This is a genomic window from Jiangella alba, from assembly GCF_900106035.1.
GTDB classification, from domain to species: domain Bacteria; phylum Actinomycetota; class Actinomycetes; order Jiangellales; family Jiangellaceae; genus Jiangella; species Jiangella alba.
The window spans coordinates 3,141,541-3,158,497 of the sequence record NZ_FNUC01000004.1; the positions used below are offsets into that span (position 1 = coordinate 3,141,541).

12 protein-coding genes are annotated in these 16,957 nt (G+C 73.6%); 3 read left to right on the forward strand and 9 right to left on the reverse strand.

Features of this window, described 5'->3' with window-relative positions:
• Positions 1–156 precede the first annotated feature (156 nt).
• The 3 genes from BLV02_RS32475 to BLV02_RS32485 all read right to left on the reverse strand — a co-directional run bounded on the left by BLV02_RS32475 (position 157) and on the right by BLV02_RS32485 (position 5,455).
• Positions 157–900: a cupin domain-containing protein gene (locus tag BLV02_RS32475; RefSeq protein ID WP_069113748.1), complete on the reverse strand. Its 744-nt coding sequence runs from the start codon at positions 898–900 to the stop codon at positions 157–159.
• A 115-nt stretch (positions 901–1,015) separates the two neighbouring features.
• A complete protein-coding gene (locus BLV02_RS32480; protein ID WP_069113747.1) occupies positions 1,016–3,145 on the reverse strand; it encodes a PhoX family protein in 2,130 nt (709 codons plus the stop codon).
• Positions 3,146–3,310: 165 nt separating this feature from the next.
• A complete protein-coding gene (locus BLV02_RS32485; protein ID WP_069113746.1) occupies positions 3,311–5,455 on the reverse strand; it encodes a PhoX family protein in 2,145 nt (714 codons plus the stop codon).
• Positions 5,456–6,091: 636 nt separating this feature from the next.
• Here BLV02_RS32485 and BLV02_RS32490 point away from each other — a divergent pair.
• On the forward strand, positions 6,092–7,819 hold the full coding sequence (locus tag BLV02_RS32490; protein ID WP_069113745.1) for an aminotransferase class V-fold PLP-dependent enzyme: 1,728 nt from the start codon (positions 6,092–6,094) through the stop codon (positions 7,817–7,819).
• 16 nt (positions 7,820–7,835) lie between these two features.
• Here the strand turns inward: BLV02_RS32490 and BLV02_RS32495 are convergent, their stop codons facing one another.
• The 5 genes from BLV02_RS32495 to BLV02_RS32515 all read right to left on the reverse strand — a co-directional run bounded on the left by BLV02_RS32495 (position 7,836) and on the right by BLV02_RS32515 (position 11,957).
• Entirely contained in the window at positions 7,836–8,291 is a 456-nt protein-coding gene (locus tag BLV02_RS32495; RefSeq protein ID WP_069113744.1) for a hypothetical protein, read from the reverse strand.
• Positions 8,288–9,619, reverse strand: a complete 1,332-nt coding sequence (locus BLV02_RS32500; RefSeq protein ID WP_069113743.1) for a DUF58 domain-containing protein — start codon at positions 9,617–9,619, stop codon at positions 8,288–8,290. The genes BLV02_RS32495 and BLV02_RS32500 overlap by 4 nt, the downstream gene beginning before the upstream one ends.
• The gene (locus BLV02_RS32505) at positions 9,616–10,593 is read right to left on the reverse strand and encodes an AAA family ATPase (protein ID WP_069113742.1); all 978 of its coding nucleotides are present in this window, start codon (positions 10,591–10,593) and stop codon (positions 9,616–9,618) included. Before BLV02_RS32505 ends, BLV02_RS32500 begins: the two co-directional genes overlap by 4 nt.
• Positions 10,594–10,609: 16 nt before the next feature.
• Positions 10,610–11,059 (reverse strand): hypothetical protein, encoded by a 450-nt coding sequence (locus tag BLV02_RS32510; protein WP_069113741.1) that lies wholly within the window; start codon positions 11,057–11,059, stop codon positions 10,610–10,612.
• Positions 11,060–11,228: 169 nt separating this feature from the next.
• Positions 11,229–11,957, reverse strand: coding sequence for a DUF4129 domain-containing protein (locus BLV02_RS32515; RefSeq protein ID WP_069113740.1), 729 nt, complete (start codon positions 11,955–11,957; stop codon positions 11,229–11,231).
• Positions 11,958–12,066: 109 nt separating this feature from the next.
• Here BLV02_RS32515 and BLV02_RS32520 point away from each other — a divergent pair, with 109 nt between their 5' ends.
• A complete protein-coding gene (locus tag BLV02_RS32520) occupies positions 12,067–12,702 on the forward strand; it encodes a vitamin K epoxide reductase family protein (RefSeq protein ID WP_069113739.1) in 636 nt (211 codons plus the stop codon).
• A gap of 9 nt (positions 12,703–12,711) precedes the next feature.
• On the opposite strand, the gene BLV02_RS32525 is transcribed toward BLV02_RS32520, so the two are convergent.
• On the reverse strand, positions 12,712–13,926 hold the full coding sequence (locus BLV02_RS32525) for a TerC family protein (RefSeq protein WP_069113738.1): 1,215 nt from the start codon (positions 13,924–13,926) through the stop codon (positions 12,712–12,714).
• A gap of 195 nt (positions 13,927–14,121) precedes the next feature.
• On the opposite strand from BLV02_RS32525, the gene leuS reads away from it, so the two are divergent.
• Positions 14,122–16,956, forward strand: a complete 2,835-nt coding sequence (leuS, locus tag BLV02_RS32530; protein ID WP_069113737.1) for a leucine--tRNA ligase — start codon at positions 14,122–14,124, stop codon at positions 16,954–16,956.
• Position 16,957 lies beyond the last annotated feature (1 nt).

A 16,957-nucleotide genomic window follows, 5' to 3' on the forward strand; every position in this document is an offset into this window, starting at 1 on the left:
ACAAACGCGCCCGTGCGGGCAGGCTCGGCCGCGGGGGCAGGCTCGCTCGCGGGGGCAGGCTCGCCCGCGCGCGCAGACTCGGCCGCGCGCGCAGACTCGGCCGCGCCGGGAGGCTCGCCCGCGCCGACGACCTCGGCCGCGCCGGAGCATGCGCCGCTATCCCACGAGCGCGGCCACGTCCCAGGTGCGCAGCCGCCCGCACATGCCGTACCGGTAGGGCTGTTCGCGCCGCTCGCCGACGTGTACCGACGCGGCGTGAAGGTGGCTCGCGTCGCCACCGGCCAGCGCCGTCAGCACCCGGCCGGTCTCGTCGACCCCGGCGCGCACGGACTGCTGCCACGTCGACTGCCAGCCCGGCACCTTCGCCGCGACCAGCACGCCGGCCCGCTCGTACAGCGACGACAGCGCGCCCGGCCCCTCCACTTCGACGCGGCGGCGGAGGTCGGCGAAGCCGGCCAGCGCGAGGTCGCGGCGGGCCCGGGCCGAGGCGGCGACGGCGTCCTCCCCGGACTCGGGTCCGGACGGCAGCGCCGCGGCCGCCGCGTACCGCGCGGGGTCGGCCAGCACCTCGTCGGGGAAGGTGAAGACGGCGTCGCCGGCCTCGGGCAGCCCGGCGTTCTGCATGACGACGACGATCTGCAGGCCGCCGTCGTTGACCAGCCGGTGCACCGTCCCCGGCGTGAACCACAGCACGGTGCCCGCGGTCAGCGGGTGCGAGCCCACACCGTCGGCACTCAGCGTCTCCAGCCGGCCGCTGCCGCCGACCACCACGTACCCCTCGCCCGACGCCGTGTGCAGGTGCGGCGACCCGCCGGCCAGTCCGTCGTCGCCGGGCCAGTCGTAGACGGTGAGATGGCTGACCGCCGTTCCGCCGGGGAACCCCGGCCGCCCTGCACCCATACGACGAACCCTCCAAGCGACGCTGACGGAAAGCGCTCTCCCACCCTAGCCGCAGCCGCCACGACGCGGAAGGGCCCCGGCAGCCGTGCTGCCGGGGCCCCAGCGTGAACGCGCGTCAGTCGCCGATGAACGGACCACCGGTCGGGCTCTTGCGCCAGACGGTGACGACGGACGGCCGCGGCTGGTCGCCGTACGGGAACGTCGAGATCGGGGTGTCCGGCGAGGCGCCGCTGCCCTCACCCGGGTGCTGCACCGCGATGGTGGCGGTGCGGCCGTCGGGCGTGATGAACGGGCCGCAGCACTCGGCGCCGCGCGGCACCGAGGCGAACCGGCGCACGTGGCCCTTGTCGTCGCCCTCGACCGGCATGACGAACAGGCCGTCGGCGATGCTGCTGGCGCCGGGCATGCCGTCGGTGGAGATCCACAGCCGACCGGCCGGGTCGAAGGCCACGTTGTCCGGGCAGGACATGTGGCTGACCTGCGACTTGTCGTAGCCGTCGTAGTAGGTCGACGGATCGGACGGGTTGCCCGCCAGTACCAGGATGCGCCAGGTGAAGGTGAGCGCCGCGGCGTCGTTGCCGTCCTCGTCGATGCCGACGATGTGGCCCCACTTGTTGGCCAGGCGCGGGTTCGGCTCCTCGACCCCGGTGGACGCGTTGCGCGAGGTGTTGTTGGTCAACGCGATGACGACGGTGCCGGTGACGGGGTTGCGCTCGACGTCCTCGGGGCGGTCCATCTTGGTGGCGCCGACCTTGTCGCCGGCCAGCCGGGTGAACGTCAGCACCTCCTCGACGCTCATGCCGTCGACCTTGCTCTCGCCGCCGACCACGAGCGGCAGCCATTGGCCGGTGCCGTCGAACTCGCCGTCGGAGGGCAGCTTGCCGGTGCCGTCGATCTCGCCGGCCGGGCTGTCGCCGGTGAACTTGGCGACGTAGAGGTCGCCCTCCTCCAGCAGCCGCAGGTTGGAGTCGCGGTCGCGCTTGCTGGTGCCGGGGCGGTACGCGTTCTTCGAGATGAACTTGTAGACGTAGTCGAACCGCTCGTCGTCGCCCATGTAGGCGACGGCGCGGCCGTCGTCGGCGATGGAGATGGTGGCGCCCTCGTGCTTGAACCGGCCGAGCGCGGTGTGCTTGCGCGGGGTCGAGCCGGCGTCGAACGGGTCGATCTCGACGATCCAGCCGAACCGGTTCGGCTCGTTCGGCTCCTGCGCGAGGTCGAAGCGCTTGTCCGTCTTCTCCCAGCCGCGCTCGGTGCCGGCGGCGGTGCGGATGCCGTACCGGGCGTAGCGGGCCGCGACTGTCGGGTCGGCGATGGCGGCGGACGCGCCGAAGTACTGGTTGAAGTTCTCTTCGGCGGTGAGGATGGTGCCCCACGGGGTGGTGCCGCCGGCGCAGTTGTTCAGCATGCCGAGGATCTTCGTGCCGGTGCGGTCGGCGCTGGTCTTCAGCAGGTCGCTGCCGGCGACGGGGCCGGTCACGGCGAACCGGGTCTTGGTGTGGATGCGCCGGTTGTAGCGGCGCCGGCCGCCGACCGGGAGCCACTCTCCGGTCTCGGCGACCCGCTCGATCTCGACGACGGAGCCGCCGTGCGCGGCCTGCGAGACGAGCAGCTGGTCGACGGTGGCCGCGGCGGCGCCGGTCCAGCCGCGGAACATCAGCTCCTCGTTGGTGTACTCGTGGTTCACCCAGAGCAGGCCCTTGGTGAAGTTGCGGTCCAGCGGCAGGATCGCCACGAAGTCGCAGTTGTAGCCGAACTGCTGCAGCTGCGCGGCCTCGGTCTGGTGCTCGAAGTCGAACTCCGGCGCGCCCGGCAGGATCGGGTCGCCCCAGGCCACCGTCACCGACCAGTCGTAGCCGTTGGGCACGACGATGGTGTCGAGGGTGTTGTCGCCGACGGAGCGGAAGCCGACCGGGCGGCCGCGCTCGGGCACGTCCGGGAAACTCGGGTTCGGCGGCTTCGGGCCCGACGACGTCGTGCTCGCCGGGGCAGCGGCCGCGGCCAGCGCGCCGCTCCCGACACCGGACCCGACGACCAGCGCGGCCACGGCGCCGCTGCGGAGCAGACCGCGCCGCGACATCGCCTTGTTCACCATGTCGCCGAAGTACTCGTTGTCGCTCTCGTTCGGCACCGGGTGGAAGCAGGCGTCGGCGCAGCGGTACTTGCACGTCATGGCGCTGCGGCCGCCGTGCACGCCGCCCAGGACGGGCAGCAGGCGGCGGCGCTGGGCACCTTCGGGTTCGGGCATGGGAGTCCCTTCGTCACAGCTCCGGCACGTTCTCACCAGAACCTAGGAACTGGTGCGAGCGGGAACCACCACGTCAGGACGAACAGAAGGTAAAGGGCAAACGAGGGAACGGGGCCGGCGCCGCGGACGAGGGACGCCGGCCCGCGTCCTTCCCACCCCCCGAGCTCAGTCCCCGATGAACGGGCCGCCGGTCGGGCTGGTGCGCCAGACGGTGACGACGGACGGCCGCGGCTGGTCGCCGTACGGGAACGTCGACGCGGGCGCCTCGGGGGAGGCGCCGTCCTCCTCACCGGGATGCTGGACGGCGATCAGCGCGGTGCGGCCGTCGGGCGTGATGCACGGTCCGCAGCACTCGGCGCCGACCGGGACCGAGGCGAATCGGCGCAGGTGCCCGGCGTCGTCGCCGTCGAGGGGCATGACGAACATGCCGTCGTTGGCGCCGACCGACCCGGGCATGCCGTCGGTGGCCAGCCAGAGCCGCCCGGACGGGTCGAACGCGACGTTGTCGGGGCAGCTGATCATGCTGACCTGCGACTTGTCGAAGCCCGCGTAGTACGTCGACGGGTCGTCGGGATCGCCCGCGACCAGCACGAGCGACCACGTGAACGTCGTCGCCGCCGCGTCGGCGCCGTCCTCGTCCAGGGCGAGGACGTGCCCCCACCGGTTGGTGGCCCGCGGGTTGGCCTCGTCGGCCTGAGCGGGGGTGCGGCGGTCGTTGTTCGTCAGCGCCATGAAGACGGTGCCGGTGACGGGGTGCGGCTCGACGTCCTCGGGACGGTCCATCTTCGTGGCGCCGGCGCGGTCGGCGGCCAGCCGGGTGAACACCAGCACCTCCTCGACGCTCATGCCGTCGACGGCGCTCTCACCGCCGCTGACCAGCGGCAGCCATTCGCCGGCGCCGTCGAACAGCCCGTCGGACGGCAACCGCCCGGAGCCGTCGATCTCGGCGGCCGGGCTGTCGCCGGTGAACCGGGCCACGAAGAGGTCGCCGTCCTCGAGCAGGGCGAGGTTGTGCCGGCGGTCGCGGTCGCCCTGTCCGGTGCGGAAGCGGCCCGACGACACGAACTTGTAGACGTACTCGAACCGCTCGTCGTCGCCCATGTAGACCGCGACCCGGCCGTCCGCCGTCAGCGCCGTCGTCGCGCCCTCGTGCTTGAACCGGCCCAGCGCGGTGAGCTTCTGCGGGGTCGAGCGCGGGTCGTACGGGTCGATCTGGCAGACCCAGCCGAACCGGTTCGGCTCGTTCGGCTCGCCGCTGACGTCGAAGCGGGCGTCGGCGCGCTCCCAGGCGCGGCTGGTGCCGGCGGTGGTGCGGATGCCGTAGCGGGCGTACCGCGCGGCCGTCTCGGGGTCGGTGACGTCAGCGGACGCGCCGAAGTACTGGTTGACGTTCTCCTCGCCGGTCAGCACGGTGCCCCACGGCGTGGTGCCGCCGGCGCAGTTGTTCAGCATGCCGAGGACGGTCGTGCCCGCCGGGTCCGCGGCCGTGCGCAGCAGGTCGCTGCCGGCGGCCGGGCCGGTGACGCGGAACGGGGTGCCGGCGTGGATGCGGCGGTTGTAGCGCCGGCGCCCGTCGACGGGACGCCACTCGCCGGTGTCGCCGACCCGCTCGATCTCGACGATCGACCCGCCGTGGGCCGCCATCGCGATGCGCAGCTGCTCGACCGTGGCGCCGGCCGCGCCGGTCCAGCCGCGGAACATCAGCTCCTCGTTCGTGTACTCGTGGTTCACCCACAGCAGCGCGCGCTCGAAGCGGCGGTCCAGCGGGTAGACGGCCACGAAGTCGCAGTTGTATCCGAACTGCTCGCGCTGCGCGGCGGCGGTCTGGTGCTCGAAGTCGAACTCCGGCGCGCCACGGAACATCGGATCGCCCCACGCGATGGTGACCGACCAGTCGTACCCGTTCGGGACGACGACGGCGTCCAGCGTGTTGTCGCCGACCGGGCGGAAACCGACCGGCCGGCCGTACTCCGGTGCGTCCGGGTGGTCTGGCCTGGGCGGGACGGCAGCGCGTGCGGCGCCTTCGGTGTCTGCGGGGTCGCCGGCGCCGGATGCGACGGCGGCCAGCGTGCCGGACCCGCCCCCGACCACGACGGCGGCCGCGACGGCCCCGCCGCGCAGCAGGCCGCGGCGGCTGACGGCCGCCTCGACGACGTCGCCGAAGTACGCGTTGTCGCTGGTGTTGGGCGCCTCATGCGCGCAGGCGTCGGCGCAGCGGTAGCGGCAGGTCATGGCGCTGCGGCCGCCGCGGGAGCTGTCGAGCAGCGGCAGCAGCCGCCGCCGGCCGGGGACGTCGTCGAGGTCGGGCATCGGTGTGACTCCCTCTGCCGGGGGCACGAACGTGGTGTCACAGCGTAGGTAAACATTCACCCGTTGGCTACCAAAAAGTCACGAAAAGCGCGGCGACTGTTTCCGCGTGCTCCGGCCGGCGGTTCACGCCTGGTTGACGTGGCCCGCCCGTAGGGTGGGTGCCCTCCCGGCCGGGAGGGGCCCGACTCCCTCCGCCGAGCCCCGGGCCTCGCGCCGGGGTTGGCCGCCGGTTCACGCCTGGTTGGCCGGTCGCCGGTTCATGCCTGGTTAACGTGGCCCGCCCGTAGGGTGGGTGCCCTCCCGGCCGGGAGGGGCCCGAGCCCTCCGCCGACCTCGAGCCTCGCGCCGGGTTGGCCGCCGGTTCGCGCCTGGTTGGCCCGCCGGCGGTTCGCGCCTGGTTGGCCGGCCGCCGGTTCACGCCTGGTTAACGTGGCCCGCCCGTAGGGTGGGTGCCCTCCCGGCCGGGAGGGGCCTGGACCCCGGCCGACCGGCAAGGCCCCCGGCCAACCGGCAAGCGCCCCGGCCAACCGGCAAGGGCCCCGGCCAACCGGCAGGAACCCGGACCCCGGCTGACCACGATCCGCTCCAGCGGCCCCCGAGGGTGCATGCTGGGAGAACACGGGAGAGGGGGCCGGCATGGTCACGACGTCGCTGATCGAACGTATTCGCGGCGGCATCATCGGCGAGGGCGAGGTCCTGCACGGGCCGTACGGCGCCCGCCGCATGACGTACGCCGACTACACCGCGTCGGGACGGTCGCTGGACTTCATCGAGGACTTCGTCCGCGAACAGGTGCTGCCGCTCTACGCCAACACGCACACCGAGAGCTCCGGCACCGGCCTGCAGACCACGCTGCTGCGCGAGGACGCCCGGCGCACCATCCGGCAGTCCGTCGGCGGCACCGACGACCACCTGGTGGTGTTCACCGGGTCGGGCGCCACGTCCGCCGTCAACAAGCTGGTCGCGATCCTCGAGCTGCGGTTGCCGGCCGGCGCGCCGAAGCGGCACGGCGTCCTGTACGACGTCCCGCAGAACCGGCCGGTGGTGTTCGTGGGGCCGTACGAGCACCACTCGAACGAGTTGCCGTGGCGCGAGACCATCGCCGACGTCGTCGCGGTCGACACCGACGCCGACGGCCACATCGACCTGCGCCAGCTCGACGACCTGCTGCGCGCGTACGCCGACCGGCCGCTGCGCATCGGCAGCTTCTCCGCCGCGTCCAACGTCACCGGCGTGCTGACGAACACCGCACGCATCGCGGCGCTGCTGCACGAGCACGGCGCGCTGTCGTTCTGGGACTACGCCGCCGCCGGGCCGTACGTCCCCATCCGCATGGCCGAGAGCACGCCTGGCGCCGGCGATCACAAGGACGCCATCTTCCTGTCGCCGCACAAGTTCGTCGGCGGCCCGCAGACCCCCGGCGTGCTGGTGGTCGACCGCGCGCTGGTGCGCAACGAGGTCCCGTCCGTCCCCGGCGGCGGCACCGTCGAGTTCGTCAGCCCCGACGAGCACCGCTACCTCGACGATCCCGTCGCCCGCGAGGAGGGCGGCACGCCGGCCATCGTCGAGTCGATCCGGGCCGGGCTGGTGTTCGGGCTCAAGGACGCTGTCGGCACCGACCTCATCCAGGAGCGCGAGGAGGCGCTCTGGCGCCACGCGCTGCACCGCTGGCAGGACGTTCCGCAGATCGACGTGCTCGGCAACCCCGACGTCCCGCGGCTGTCGATCGTGTCGTTCCGCATCCGCCACGGCGCCCGCTTCCTGCACCACAACTTCGTCGTCGCGCTGCTCAACGACCTGTTCGGCATCCAGGCCCGCGGCGGCTGTTCCTGTGCGGGGCCGTACGGTCACCGGCTGCTGTCCGTCGGGCCGGACGAGTCGCGCGGCTTCCGCGACGTCGTCGGCGTCGGCTGCGAGGGCATCAAGCCCGGCTGGACCCGGCTGAATTTCAACTACTTCATCTCCGACGCCGTCCGCGACTACCTGGTTGACGCGGTCGCGCTGATCGCCCGCGACGGGCACCGGCTGCTGCCCGACTACGGCTTCGACCCGCACACCGGGCTGTGGCGGCACCGCGAGGGCACGTCGCGCCCGCCGGTCCGGCTGACGGGGCTGCGCTACGACGAGCAGGGGCTGCTGGTCGGCGCCGAGCGGCACGAGCGGGTCGGTGAGGACGCGCTCGCCGAGCACCTGGCCGACGCGCGCGACGTGCTGGCCGGCCGGCCCGACGCCGTCGAGGAGGGCCCGACCGGGCTGTCGGACGAGTTCGAGGCGCTGCGCTGGTTCACGCTGCCGCCGTCGTGCGTGCTGGCGGGCGACACCGCGGTCGAGGTGCTGGTCGACGACCGCTGCGCCCACCCCTGACCGCGGCCGGCCGCGGTCAGGAGAGCGCCCACGCCAGCAGCACCAGCAGCTGGCCGGCGGCCTGCGCGACGGCGAAGCGCCGCAGGGTGGGCAGCAACGCCGCCCATTCCACCGTCGATCGCGGCGGCACGACGGCGGCCAGCGCGGCCGTCACGTGGGTGGCGTGCGCGCCGAGCACCGCGAGACTCAGCCAGCCGGTGATCGCGCCGTCGGCGGCCAGCCCGCACAGCGCGCACACCGCCAGGAACGCCGTCGTCGCGTGCGAGGCCGGCAGCGCCGTCGCCGAGCCGCCGGCCAGCACCGCCACCGCCAGCACGACCGGCGACACCGGCGTCCAGCCGGCCACCGCGAGCACCGTCACCACGACGGACGCCGCCAGCGCCGGGCGCAGCGCCCAGCCGGGCAGCGCCGGCCCGAGCGCGCCGGGTGCGCCGGGTGCGCCCGGCGTGCCGGGCGCGGCCGCCGCCGTCACCGTCGCACCCCGCGGGCGAGCAGCCGCAGCCGGGCGAGGCCGAGTCCCAGCGCCGCCGGGTCGGCCGCGCTGACGGGCACGCCGGCCGCCTCCAGCGCCCGGATCCGTTCCTGCCGCTCGGCCAGTACCAGCCGGGCCGCCAGCGTCGTCGCGGCGTCGGCGGCGTCGAGGACCAGTGGCGACGGCAGCACGTCGACCGCGACCACCGGGTGCCCGCGCCGCCGCCACGTCACCGCGAGCGTCCCCGGCGCGTCGTCCAGGAAGACCGAGGTGACGACGACGATCGCGCCCGGCGGCAGCCGCGGGGCGTGCCGGGGCGCGGGGAGCGCGTCGCCCGATCCGGGCCGCCGCGTGTGCCGGGCGAGGTGCGTGCGCAGCCGGAGCAGGTGCCGGCGGCCGCTGCCCAGGTGGACGGGGTCGAGCGGGCGGGCGAGGTCGAGGATGCCGACGCGGTCGCCGTGGTCGATGTAGGCGGCCGCGACCGACGCGACGGTGTCGACGGCGACGTCGATGCTGGTGCGGCCCGGCCGTTCGGCGTGTTCGCCGAGGTCCAGCCAGGCGGCGACGTCGGCGGGGAGGTCGTAGCGGTTGTCCAGGCAGCAGACGACGTCCGCGTCGGCGTCGACCAGCGTGTGCCGCGTGTAGAGCGTCTCGCGCGGGCCGGCCTGGCGCGCCGTCACCCGCCAGTCGATGCGCCGCATGCGGTCGCCGGGCTGGAACGGCGACACGTCGTGCAGTTCGGTGCCCTCGCCGGGGCGGCGGGTGCGGTGTGCGCCGACCATGCCGGCGGGACGGGGCGGCAGCGGCCCGGGCGGCAGCGCGGGCGCGACGGCGGGCAGCACCTGCGCGGTGTACGGCGGGCCGGCGACCGGCCCGGCGACCAGCAGGCCGTCGGCGGCGGCCGCGAGGTGGTCCGGCCGGGCCAGCTGCTGCGCGCCCCAGCGCGGCGCCGTCACCTCGACCACCAGCTGCCGCTCGCCGTCCGCGGGTGCGGCCACCGCGACGGAGTCGGCGTCGCCACCCGCCTCGGCCGGCGGCAGTACCGTCGCGACCAGCTGCGCGTCGGACGGCCCGAGCCGCACCGCGACCGGGACGGACCGGCCGGCGTCGAGGATCCGCGGCCCGATGGCGCGCACCTCGGGCGGTGGCCGCCGCGCACGCCGTTCGGCCGCCGTCCCCAGCGCCAGCGCGGTGCCCACGGCCAGCGGGACGCCGAGCAGGACGAGGTCCGCGCGGCCGAGCGCCAGCCCCGTCACGGCCAGCAACGCGGGCAGCAGCAGCGACCGGGCCAGCGCCGGGGTGGCCCGCCAGACGTAGTCGCGGGTCATCGGCCCGAGGCCGGGCCCGGGACCTGTCCGAGCACCTCGGTGACGATGTCCGCGGTGCGCAACCGGGTCGTCCAGGCCTCCGGCGTCAGCGTCAGCCGGTGCGCCAGCGCCGACACCGCGACCTCCTTCACGTCCTCCGGCAGCACGTAGTCGCGGCCGTCGAGCACGGCCAGCGCCCGGGCGGCCAGCAGCAGCGCCAGCGACCCGCGCGGCGACGCGCCCACCTCGACCGCCCGGTGCCGCCGGGTCGCGGCGGCGAGGTCGACGCAGTACGCGACGATCGACGGGTCCGCGTCGACGCTCTCGACGCCGGCCTGCAGTCCGCGCACCGTCTCGGCGTCGACGACCGGCTCGACCTCGGCCGCCTCCTGCCGGCGGGCGATGCGCCGGGCCAGCACCTGCGCCTCGTCCGGCGGCTCCAGGTAGCCGGCCGACAGCCGGAGCATGAAGCGGTCCAGCTGCGCCTCCGGAAGCGGGTAGGTGCCCTCGTACTCGACCGGGTTCGACGTGGCCAGGACGTGGAACGGCTGTGGCAACGCGAACGTGCGGCCCTCCACCGTCACCTGCCGCTCCGCCATCGCCTCCAGCAGCGCCGACTGCGTCTTCGGCGGCGTCCGGTTGATCTCGTCGGCGAGCAGCAGCCCCGCGAACACCGGTCCCGGCCGGAACCCGAACTCGCGCGTCCCGGGATCCCACACGAACGACCCGGTGACGTCGCCCGGGAGGAGGTCGGGCGTGCACTGCAGGCGGCGGAACTCCAGCCCGAGCGCCGCGGCCAGGCTGCGCGCGGCCAGCGTCTTGCCCAGCCCCGGTACGTCCTCGAACAGGACGTGCCCGCCGGCCAGGATCGCGGCCAGCGCCAGCCGCAGCGTCCGCCGCATCCCGACGACCGCCGTCCCGACGCCGTCGAGGACCTCGGACCCGACGCGGGCCACCTCGGCGACCGGGAGGGCCGTGCTGCTGTGGGTCGTCATGGACCGGCTCCTTCTCTCAGGGTGTGTCGAGTCGTTCGATCGCGCTCACCACCGCGTCGACGTCGCGCAGGCTGGGCCGCATCGTCTCGGCGGACAGCGTCGCGTGCACGTCCGGGCCGAGCGCCTCGGCCGCCCGCGGATCGTCCCACTCCAGCCCCAGACGCCGTAGCCGGGCGGCGGCGAGCGAGCGCAGCCGCTGGTGCAACGCGGGGTCGTAGTCGTGCTCGTAGCGGCGCAGCCGGTTGGCCAGCCGCCACACCTGCCCGGACCCGCCGCCGGACGACGGCTTCGGGCGGGCCGGCCAGCGGCCGTACCAGCCCGGCGGGATGCCCAGCACGGCCAGCGCCCCGGCCGTCACGCAGACGCCGATCAGGATCGGCCGCCAGCCCTGGACGCCGAACGCCCAGGCCACGGCGCCGGCGGCCGCGCCCAGCAGGACGGCCCGGACGATCGCCCGTCGGCTCATCGGGCCCCCACCCCGTGCGCGGCGGTCCGCGCCCATCGCGCGACGGTCCGCGCCCCGCGCTCGCCTGCCGGTCGCCCCTGCGCGCCTGCCGGTCGCCCCTGCGCGGCGGCCGGGCGCCCCTGCGCGGCGGCCGCGCGCCGGGCCACCGCGTGCTCGCCTGCCGGTCGTCTCATCGGGCCGCCGCCGTTCCGATCGTCTCGACCACCAGGTCCAGCGCCCGCCGCGCCGCCGCGACGTCGTCCGGCCCGAGGTCCGGCCGGGCCGCGAACCGGGCCCGGTGGTACAGCCCGAGCAGCGTCGCCACAGCTTCCTCGTCGGCGTGGTGACGGCGCAGCAGCGCGGCCGTGAACTCGGTCGGCGTCTGGGCCGGGTCGCGAGCCGCTCCGCTGCCGGCCGCCGCCGACTCCAGCGCCAGCCACGCCGCCACCACCGCCGCCGCGGCGTCGGGCGCCGGCCCGGCCAGCGCGGTCGCGGCCGAACGGGCGCCGTCGCGCAGCTCGTCGGCGGCGCCGGGGTCGTCCAGCGCCTCGACCTGCCCGCCGAGCACCGTCCGCCGGCGGGCCGCCCGTCCCCGCAGCTCCGGCAGCAGCCGTCGCAGCAGGTAGTAGGCGAGATACGCGGCGGCGAGCGCCGCGATCGTCAGCACGACCGGCCACGGCACGGAGAACCCGCCGCTGTCGCTGTCGGAGGAGAACGGCGCCCCCGTCTCCCCGAGGTCGAACGTGGGCGGCGGCTCGACCGGCTCGACCCGCGCGGGATCGGCCGTGCCGCTCAGCCAGCCCGGCTCGCGCACCTCGGCCGGCCCCACGGCCAGCGCCAGCACGGCGACCAGCGCCGCCACCGCGACCACGGCGGCCGCCAGCGGCCCGCCGGTGGAACGTCGCCCTGACCAGTGCATTGCTGCAATCCTCGCATATGGTCAAAGGACCATCGGCCCCTGCGGCACCAAACGCGGGTAGCGTACGTTGAGGAGCCGTCGGATCCCTACGAACAACCCCGGGTGAGTCATGGCCGTGCAGGAGAAAGAACACCTCGAGGACGCCGAGTTCGAGCTCCCCGAGACGCGCGCCTCGATCAAGGTCCTCGGCTGGCTGCTGGCCATCGGCGGCTCGGTCGGCCTGTTCGCCTCGGCGATGCTGGTCATCGAGCGTATCCGTCTGCTCGAGGACCCCGCCTACACGCCCTCCTGCAGCTTCAACCCCATCGTCACCTGCGGCACCGTCATGGAGAGCTGGCAGGGGTCGTTGTTCGGCTTCCCCAACCCGATCATCGGGGTGGCCGCCTTCCCCGTCGTCGTCACGGCCGGTGTCGTCGCGCTGACGGGAGCGAAGCTGCCGCGCTGGTTCTGGCTCGGCCTCAACGCCGGCGCGCTGGGCGGCGCGGTGTTCGTCACCTGGCTGTTCACCCAGACCACGTACTTCATCGGCGCGCTGTGCCCGTACTGCATGGTGGTGTGGGTCGCCACCATCCCGATCTTCGTCTACACGACGGGCTACAACCTCTCCGAGGGGCACCTCAAGGCGCCCGCGTGGCTGCGCAAGGCCGTCGTCGAGAGCCGCGGGCTCATCGTCACGGTGTGGTTCCTCATCATCGCCATCCTCATCACCATCGAGTTCTGGGACCGCTGGTACCTCGTGTTCTGAGGCCCGCCGTCAGTGGTGCGGGCCGGTCGGCGCCTCGCCCCGCGACACCGCCGCGTCGTGGCTGGCCTTGGCCCGGTCGGCCAGCTCCAGCAGGCCGTCGGCGTCGCGGGCCATCTGCCGGTACCGCGGGCCGAGCGCGATGATCTGTTGCTTCTCGTCGACGAGGCACTGGAAGATCCGCTCCCGCTCGGCCGGGTCGGCGGTGTACTCGGAGTCGAGGTAGGCGGTGGCGTGCCGGCGGGCGTTGGCGATGGCCGTCTGGGCCCGCCCGGTCCGGCTGACCAGCGACGCGACGATCGTCACCACCAGCACGACGACGATGACGCCGAGCGACAGGCCGGTGCTGAGCTCCACCACCTCGACCGGCTCGCCGTTGTTGACGAACGGCAGGTTGTTCTCGTGCAGCGCGTGCAGGATCAGCCGCACACCGATGAACCCCAGGATCACCGCCAGCCCGAACGCCAGGTAGATGAGCCGGTCCAGCAGCCCGTCGATGAGGAAGTACAACTGGCGCAGCCCGAGCAGCGAGAACGCGACGGCCGTGAACACCAGGTACACGTTCTGCGTCAGCCCGAAGATCGCCGGGATGGAGTCCAGCGCGAACAGCACGTCCGTGCCGGCCAGCGCCACCATCACCAGGACCAGCGGCGTCATCGCGCGGCGCCCGTCGCGGACGGTGAACAGCCGGCCGTCCTCGTAGTCGTCGGTGGTGTGGAACAGCCGCCGGGCGAGGCGGACGGCGACGTTCTCGCCCTCGTCCGGCTCGCCGCCGCGCGGCTTGAGCATGTTGCCCGCCGTCACCAGCAGCACCAGCCCGAACACGTAGAACACCCAGGCGAACGTGTTGATCAGCGCCGACCCGACGAAGATCAGCGCGGAGCGGGCGATCAGCGAGAACGTGATGCCGAACAGCAGCGCCTTCTGCTGGTACTCCCGCGGCACCCGGAAGCTGTGCAGGATGACGAGGAAGACGAACAGGTTGTCGACCGACAGCGCCTTCTCGGTCAGGTAGCCGGCGAAGTACTCGGTGCCCATGGCCGTGCCGCCGACCACCAGGACGCCCAGGCCGAACGCGATCGCGATGCCGACGTACAGCGCCGACCACACGGCCGCCTCGCGCAGCGTCGGGACGTGCGCCTTCCTGACATGGACGACGTAGTCGAAGGTCAGCAGCCCGGCGATGCCGGCCACCGTCAGCGTCCACACCCAGCCGGGGACGTCCATGAGCGCAACCCTAGAGCCGGGGGACCGGCGAGTGCGCTATTCTGACAATGTGCGAGGTCTGCTGCTCCTTATCGGGCCGCGCTGACTTGAAACGGACGCCCTCCAGCGGCGTCACGTCGGCGCGGCTGACCCCTCCTGCGTGAGGGGTCTTTCTTTGTTCCGGGCCCCGACCACAGACTTGAGGGACGAAATCCGATGAGCCAGACCACGCCCGTCGACGACGCACCGTACCGCTATACCGCCGAGGTGGCCGGCCAGATCGAGCAGAGCTGGCAGGACCGCTGGGAGCACGAGGGCACGTTCAACGCGCCCAACCCCACCGGCCCGCTGGCCGAGCCGGGCACCGAGCTGCCCGAGCACAAGTTCTTCGTCATGGACATGTTCCCGTACCCGTCCGGCAAGGGCCTGCACGTCGGGCACCCGCTGGGGTACATCGCCACCGACGTGCTGGGCCGCTACCGGCGCATGCGCGGCGACAACGTCCTGCACGCGCTGGCCTACGACGCGTTCGGGCTGCCGGCCGAGCAGTACGCCGTCCAGACCGGCCAGCACCCGCGCAAGACCACCGAAGAGAACATCGCGACCATGCGACGCCAGCTGCGCCGGCTGGGGCTGGCGCACGACAACCGGCGCACGTTCGCGACCATCGACCCCGGCTACGTCCGCTGGACGCAGTGGATCTTCCTGCAGATCTTCGAGTCCTGGTACGACGACGAGGCGGGGCGGGCGCGTCCCATCGCCGAGCTGGTCGCCGCGTTCGAGGACGGTTCGCGGCCGGTGCCGGGTCGCGCGTCGTGGGCGTCGCTGAGCCCCGTCGAGCAGCGCAGTGTCATCGACGACCACCGGCTGGCGTACGTGTCCGAGTCGCCGGTCAACTGGTGCCCCGGGCTGGGGACGGTGCTGTCGAACGAAGAGGTCACCTCCGACGGCCGCAGCGAGCGCGGCAACTTCCCGGTGTTCAAGCGCAACCTGCGCCAGTGGATGATGCGCATCACCGCCTACGCCGACCGCCTGATCGACGACCTGGACCGCATCGACTGGCCCGACAAGGTCAAGACCATGCAGCGCAACTGGATCGGCCGGTCCACCGGCGCGAACGTGCGCTTCGCCACCGACGCCGGCGCGCTGGAGGTCTTCACGACGCGTCCGGACACCCTGTTCGGCGCCACGTTCATGGTGGTCGCGCCCGAGCACCCGCTGGTCGACGCGCTGACGCCGTCCGCCTGGCCGGCGCAGACGCGGGCCGCGTGGACCGGCGGGCACGCCACGCCCGCCGACGCCGTCAGCGCCTACCGCGCCGAGGCCGCCGCGAAGACCGAGGTCGAGCGGCAGACCGAGGGCCGCGACAAGACCGGCGTGTTCACCGGGTCGTTCGCCGTCAACCCCGTCACCGGCACCAGCATCCCCGTCTTCGTCGCCGACTACGTGCTGATGGGCTACGGCACCGGCGCCATCATGGCGGTGCCCGGCCAGGACGAGCGCGACTGGGAGTTCGCCACGCGGTTCGAGCTGCCGATCATCCGCACCGTGCAGCCGCCCGACGGCTTCGACGGCGAGGCGTTCACCGGCGACGGGCCGGCCGTCAACTCCGCCAACGACGAGATCTCGCTGGACGGCATGGGCGTCGCCGAGGCGAAGGCCGCGATCATCGCGTGGCTGGAGGCGAAGGGCACCGGCGAGGGCACCGTCACCTACCGCCTGCGCGACTGGCTGTTCAGCCGGCAGCGCTACTGGGGCGAGCCGTTCCCCGTCGTGTACGACGAGAACGACCAGCCCATCGCGGTGCCCGACTCGCTGCTGCCGGTCGAGCTGCCCGAGGTGCCCGACTACTCGCCGCGCACCTACCCGCCGGACGCTGCCGACACCGAGCCCGAGCCGCCGCTGGCCCGCGTCCCCGAATGGGTGAACGTCGAGCTGGACCTGGGCGACGGCCCCAAGACGTACCGCCGCGACACCAACACCATGCCCAACTGGGCCGGTTCGTGCTGGTACGAGCTGCGCTACCTGGACCCCGCCAACACCGAGCGACTGGTCGACCCCGAGGTCGAGCAGTACTGGATGGGCCCGCGCGCCAACGGCGACGCCGGCGGCGTCGACCTGTACATCGGCGGCGTCGAGCATGCCGTGCTGCACCTGCTGTACTCGCGGTTCTGGCACAAGGTGCTGTTCGACCTGGGCCACGTGTCCAGCGAAGAGCCGTTCCACAAGCTGTTCAACCAGGGCTACATCCAGGCCTACGCCTACGTCGACTCCCGCGGCCAGTACGTGCCGGCCGACCAGGTCGTCGAGTCCGACGACGGCTACACGTTCGGGGGCAAGCCGGTCACCCGCGAGTACGGGAAGATGGGCAAGAGCCTGAAGAACATGGTCACGCCCGACGACATGTACGCCGAGTACGGCGCCGACACCTTCCGCGTCTACGAGATGTCCATGGGCCCGCTGGACCTGTCCCGCCCCTGGGAGACCCGCGCCGTCGTCGGGTCGCTGCGGTTCCTGCAGCGGGTCTGGCGCAACATCGTCTCCGAGCAGACAGGTGCCGTCGTCGTCGGCTCCGATCCGGCCGACGACGAGACGCGGCGGGTGCTGCACCGCACCATCGACGCCGTCCGCACCGACATGGAGGCCATGCGGTTCAACACCGCCATCGCCCGCATGATCGAGCTGAACAACCACCTGACCAAGCTGGACGTCGTTCCCCGCGAGGCGGCCGAGGCGCTGGTGCTGATGCTGGCGCCGGTCGCGCCGCACATCGCCGAGGAGCTGTGGTCGCGGCTGGGCCACCCCGGCTCGCTGGCGCGCCAGCCGTTCCCCTCGGCCGACCCTCGGTACCTGGTCGAAGAGACGGTCACGTGCGTCGTGCAGGTCGCCGGCAAGGTCCGCGACCGCCTGGACGTCCCGCCGTCGATCACCGAGGACGACCTGCGGGCGCTGGCGCTGGCGTCCGAGGCGGTGCAGCGGTCGCTGGACGGCCGGCCCGTCCGCACAGTGGTCGTGCGGGCGCCCAAGCTGGTCAACGTCGTTCCGGGCTGAC

Coding starts and splice junctions, on each gene's coding strand:
- BLV02_RS32480 (WP_069113747.1), bottom strand. CDS start 3,145: ATGCCCGAACCCGAAGGTGCCCAGCGCCGCCGCCTGCTGCCCGTCCTG.
- BLV02_RS32520 (WP_069113739.1), top strand. CDS start 12,067: ATGGCCGTGCAGGAGAAAGAACACCTCGAGGACGCCGAGTTCGAGCTC.
- BLV02_RS32475 (WP_069113748.1), bottom strand. CDS start 900: ATGGGTGCAGGGCGGCCGGGGTTCCCCGGCGGAACGGCGGTCAGCCAT.
- BLV02_RS32490 (WP_069113745.1), top strand. CDS start 6,092: ATGGTCACGACGTCGCTGATCGAACGTATTCGCGGCGGCATCATCGGC.
- leuS (WP_069113737.1), top strand. CDS start 14,122: ATGAGCCAGACCACGCCCGTCGACGACGCACCGTACCGCTATACCGCC.
- BLV02_RS32500 (WP_069113743.1), bottom strand. CDS start 9,619: ATGACCCGCGACTACGTCTGGCGGGCCACCCCGGCGCTGGCCCGGTCG.
- BLV02_RS32505 (WP_069113742.1), bottom strand. CDS start 10,593: ATGACGACCCACAGCAGCACGGCCCTCCCGGTCGCCGAGGTGGCCCGC.
- BLV02_RS32525 (WP_069113738.1), bottom strand. CDS start 13,926: ATGGACGTCCCCGGCTGGGTGTGGACGCTGACGGTGGCCGGCATCGCC.
- BLV02_RS32515 (WP_069113740.1), bottom strand. CDS start 11,957: ATGCACTGGTCAGGGCGACGTTCCACCGGCGGGCCGCTGGCGGCCGCC.
- BLV02_RS32510 (WP_069113741.1), bottom strand. CDS start 11,059: ATGAGCCGACGGGCGATCGTCCGGGCCGTCCTGCTGGGCGCGGCCGCC.
- BLV02_RS32485 (WP_069113746.1), bottom strand. CDS start 5,455: ATGCCCGACCTCGACGACGTCCCCGGCCGGCGGCGGCTGCTGCCGCTG.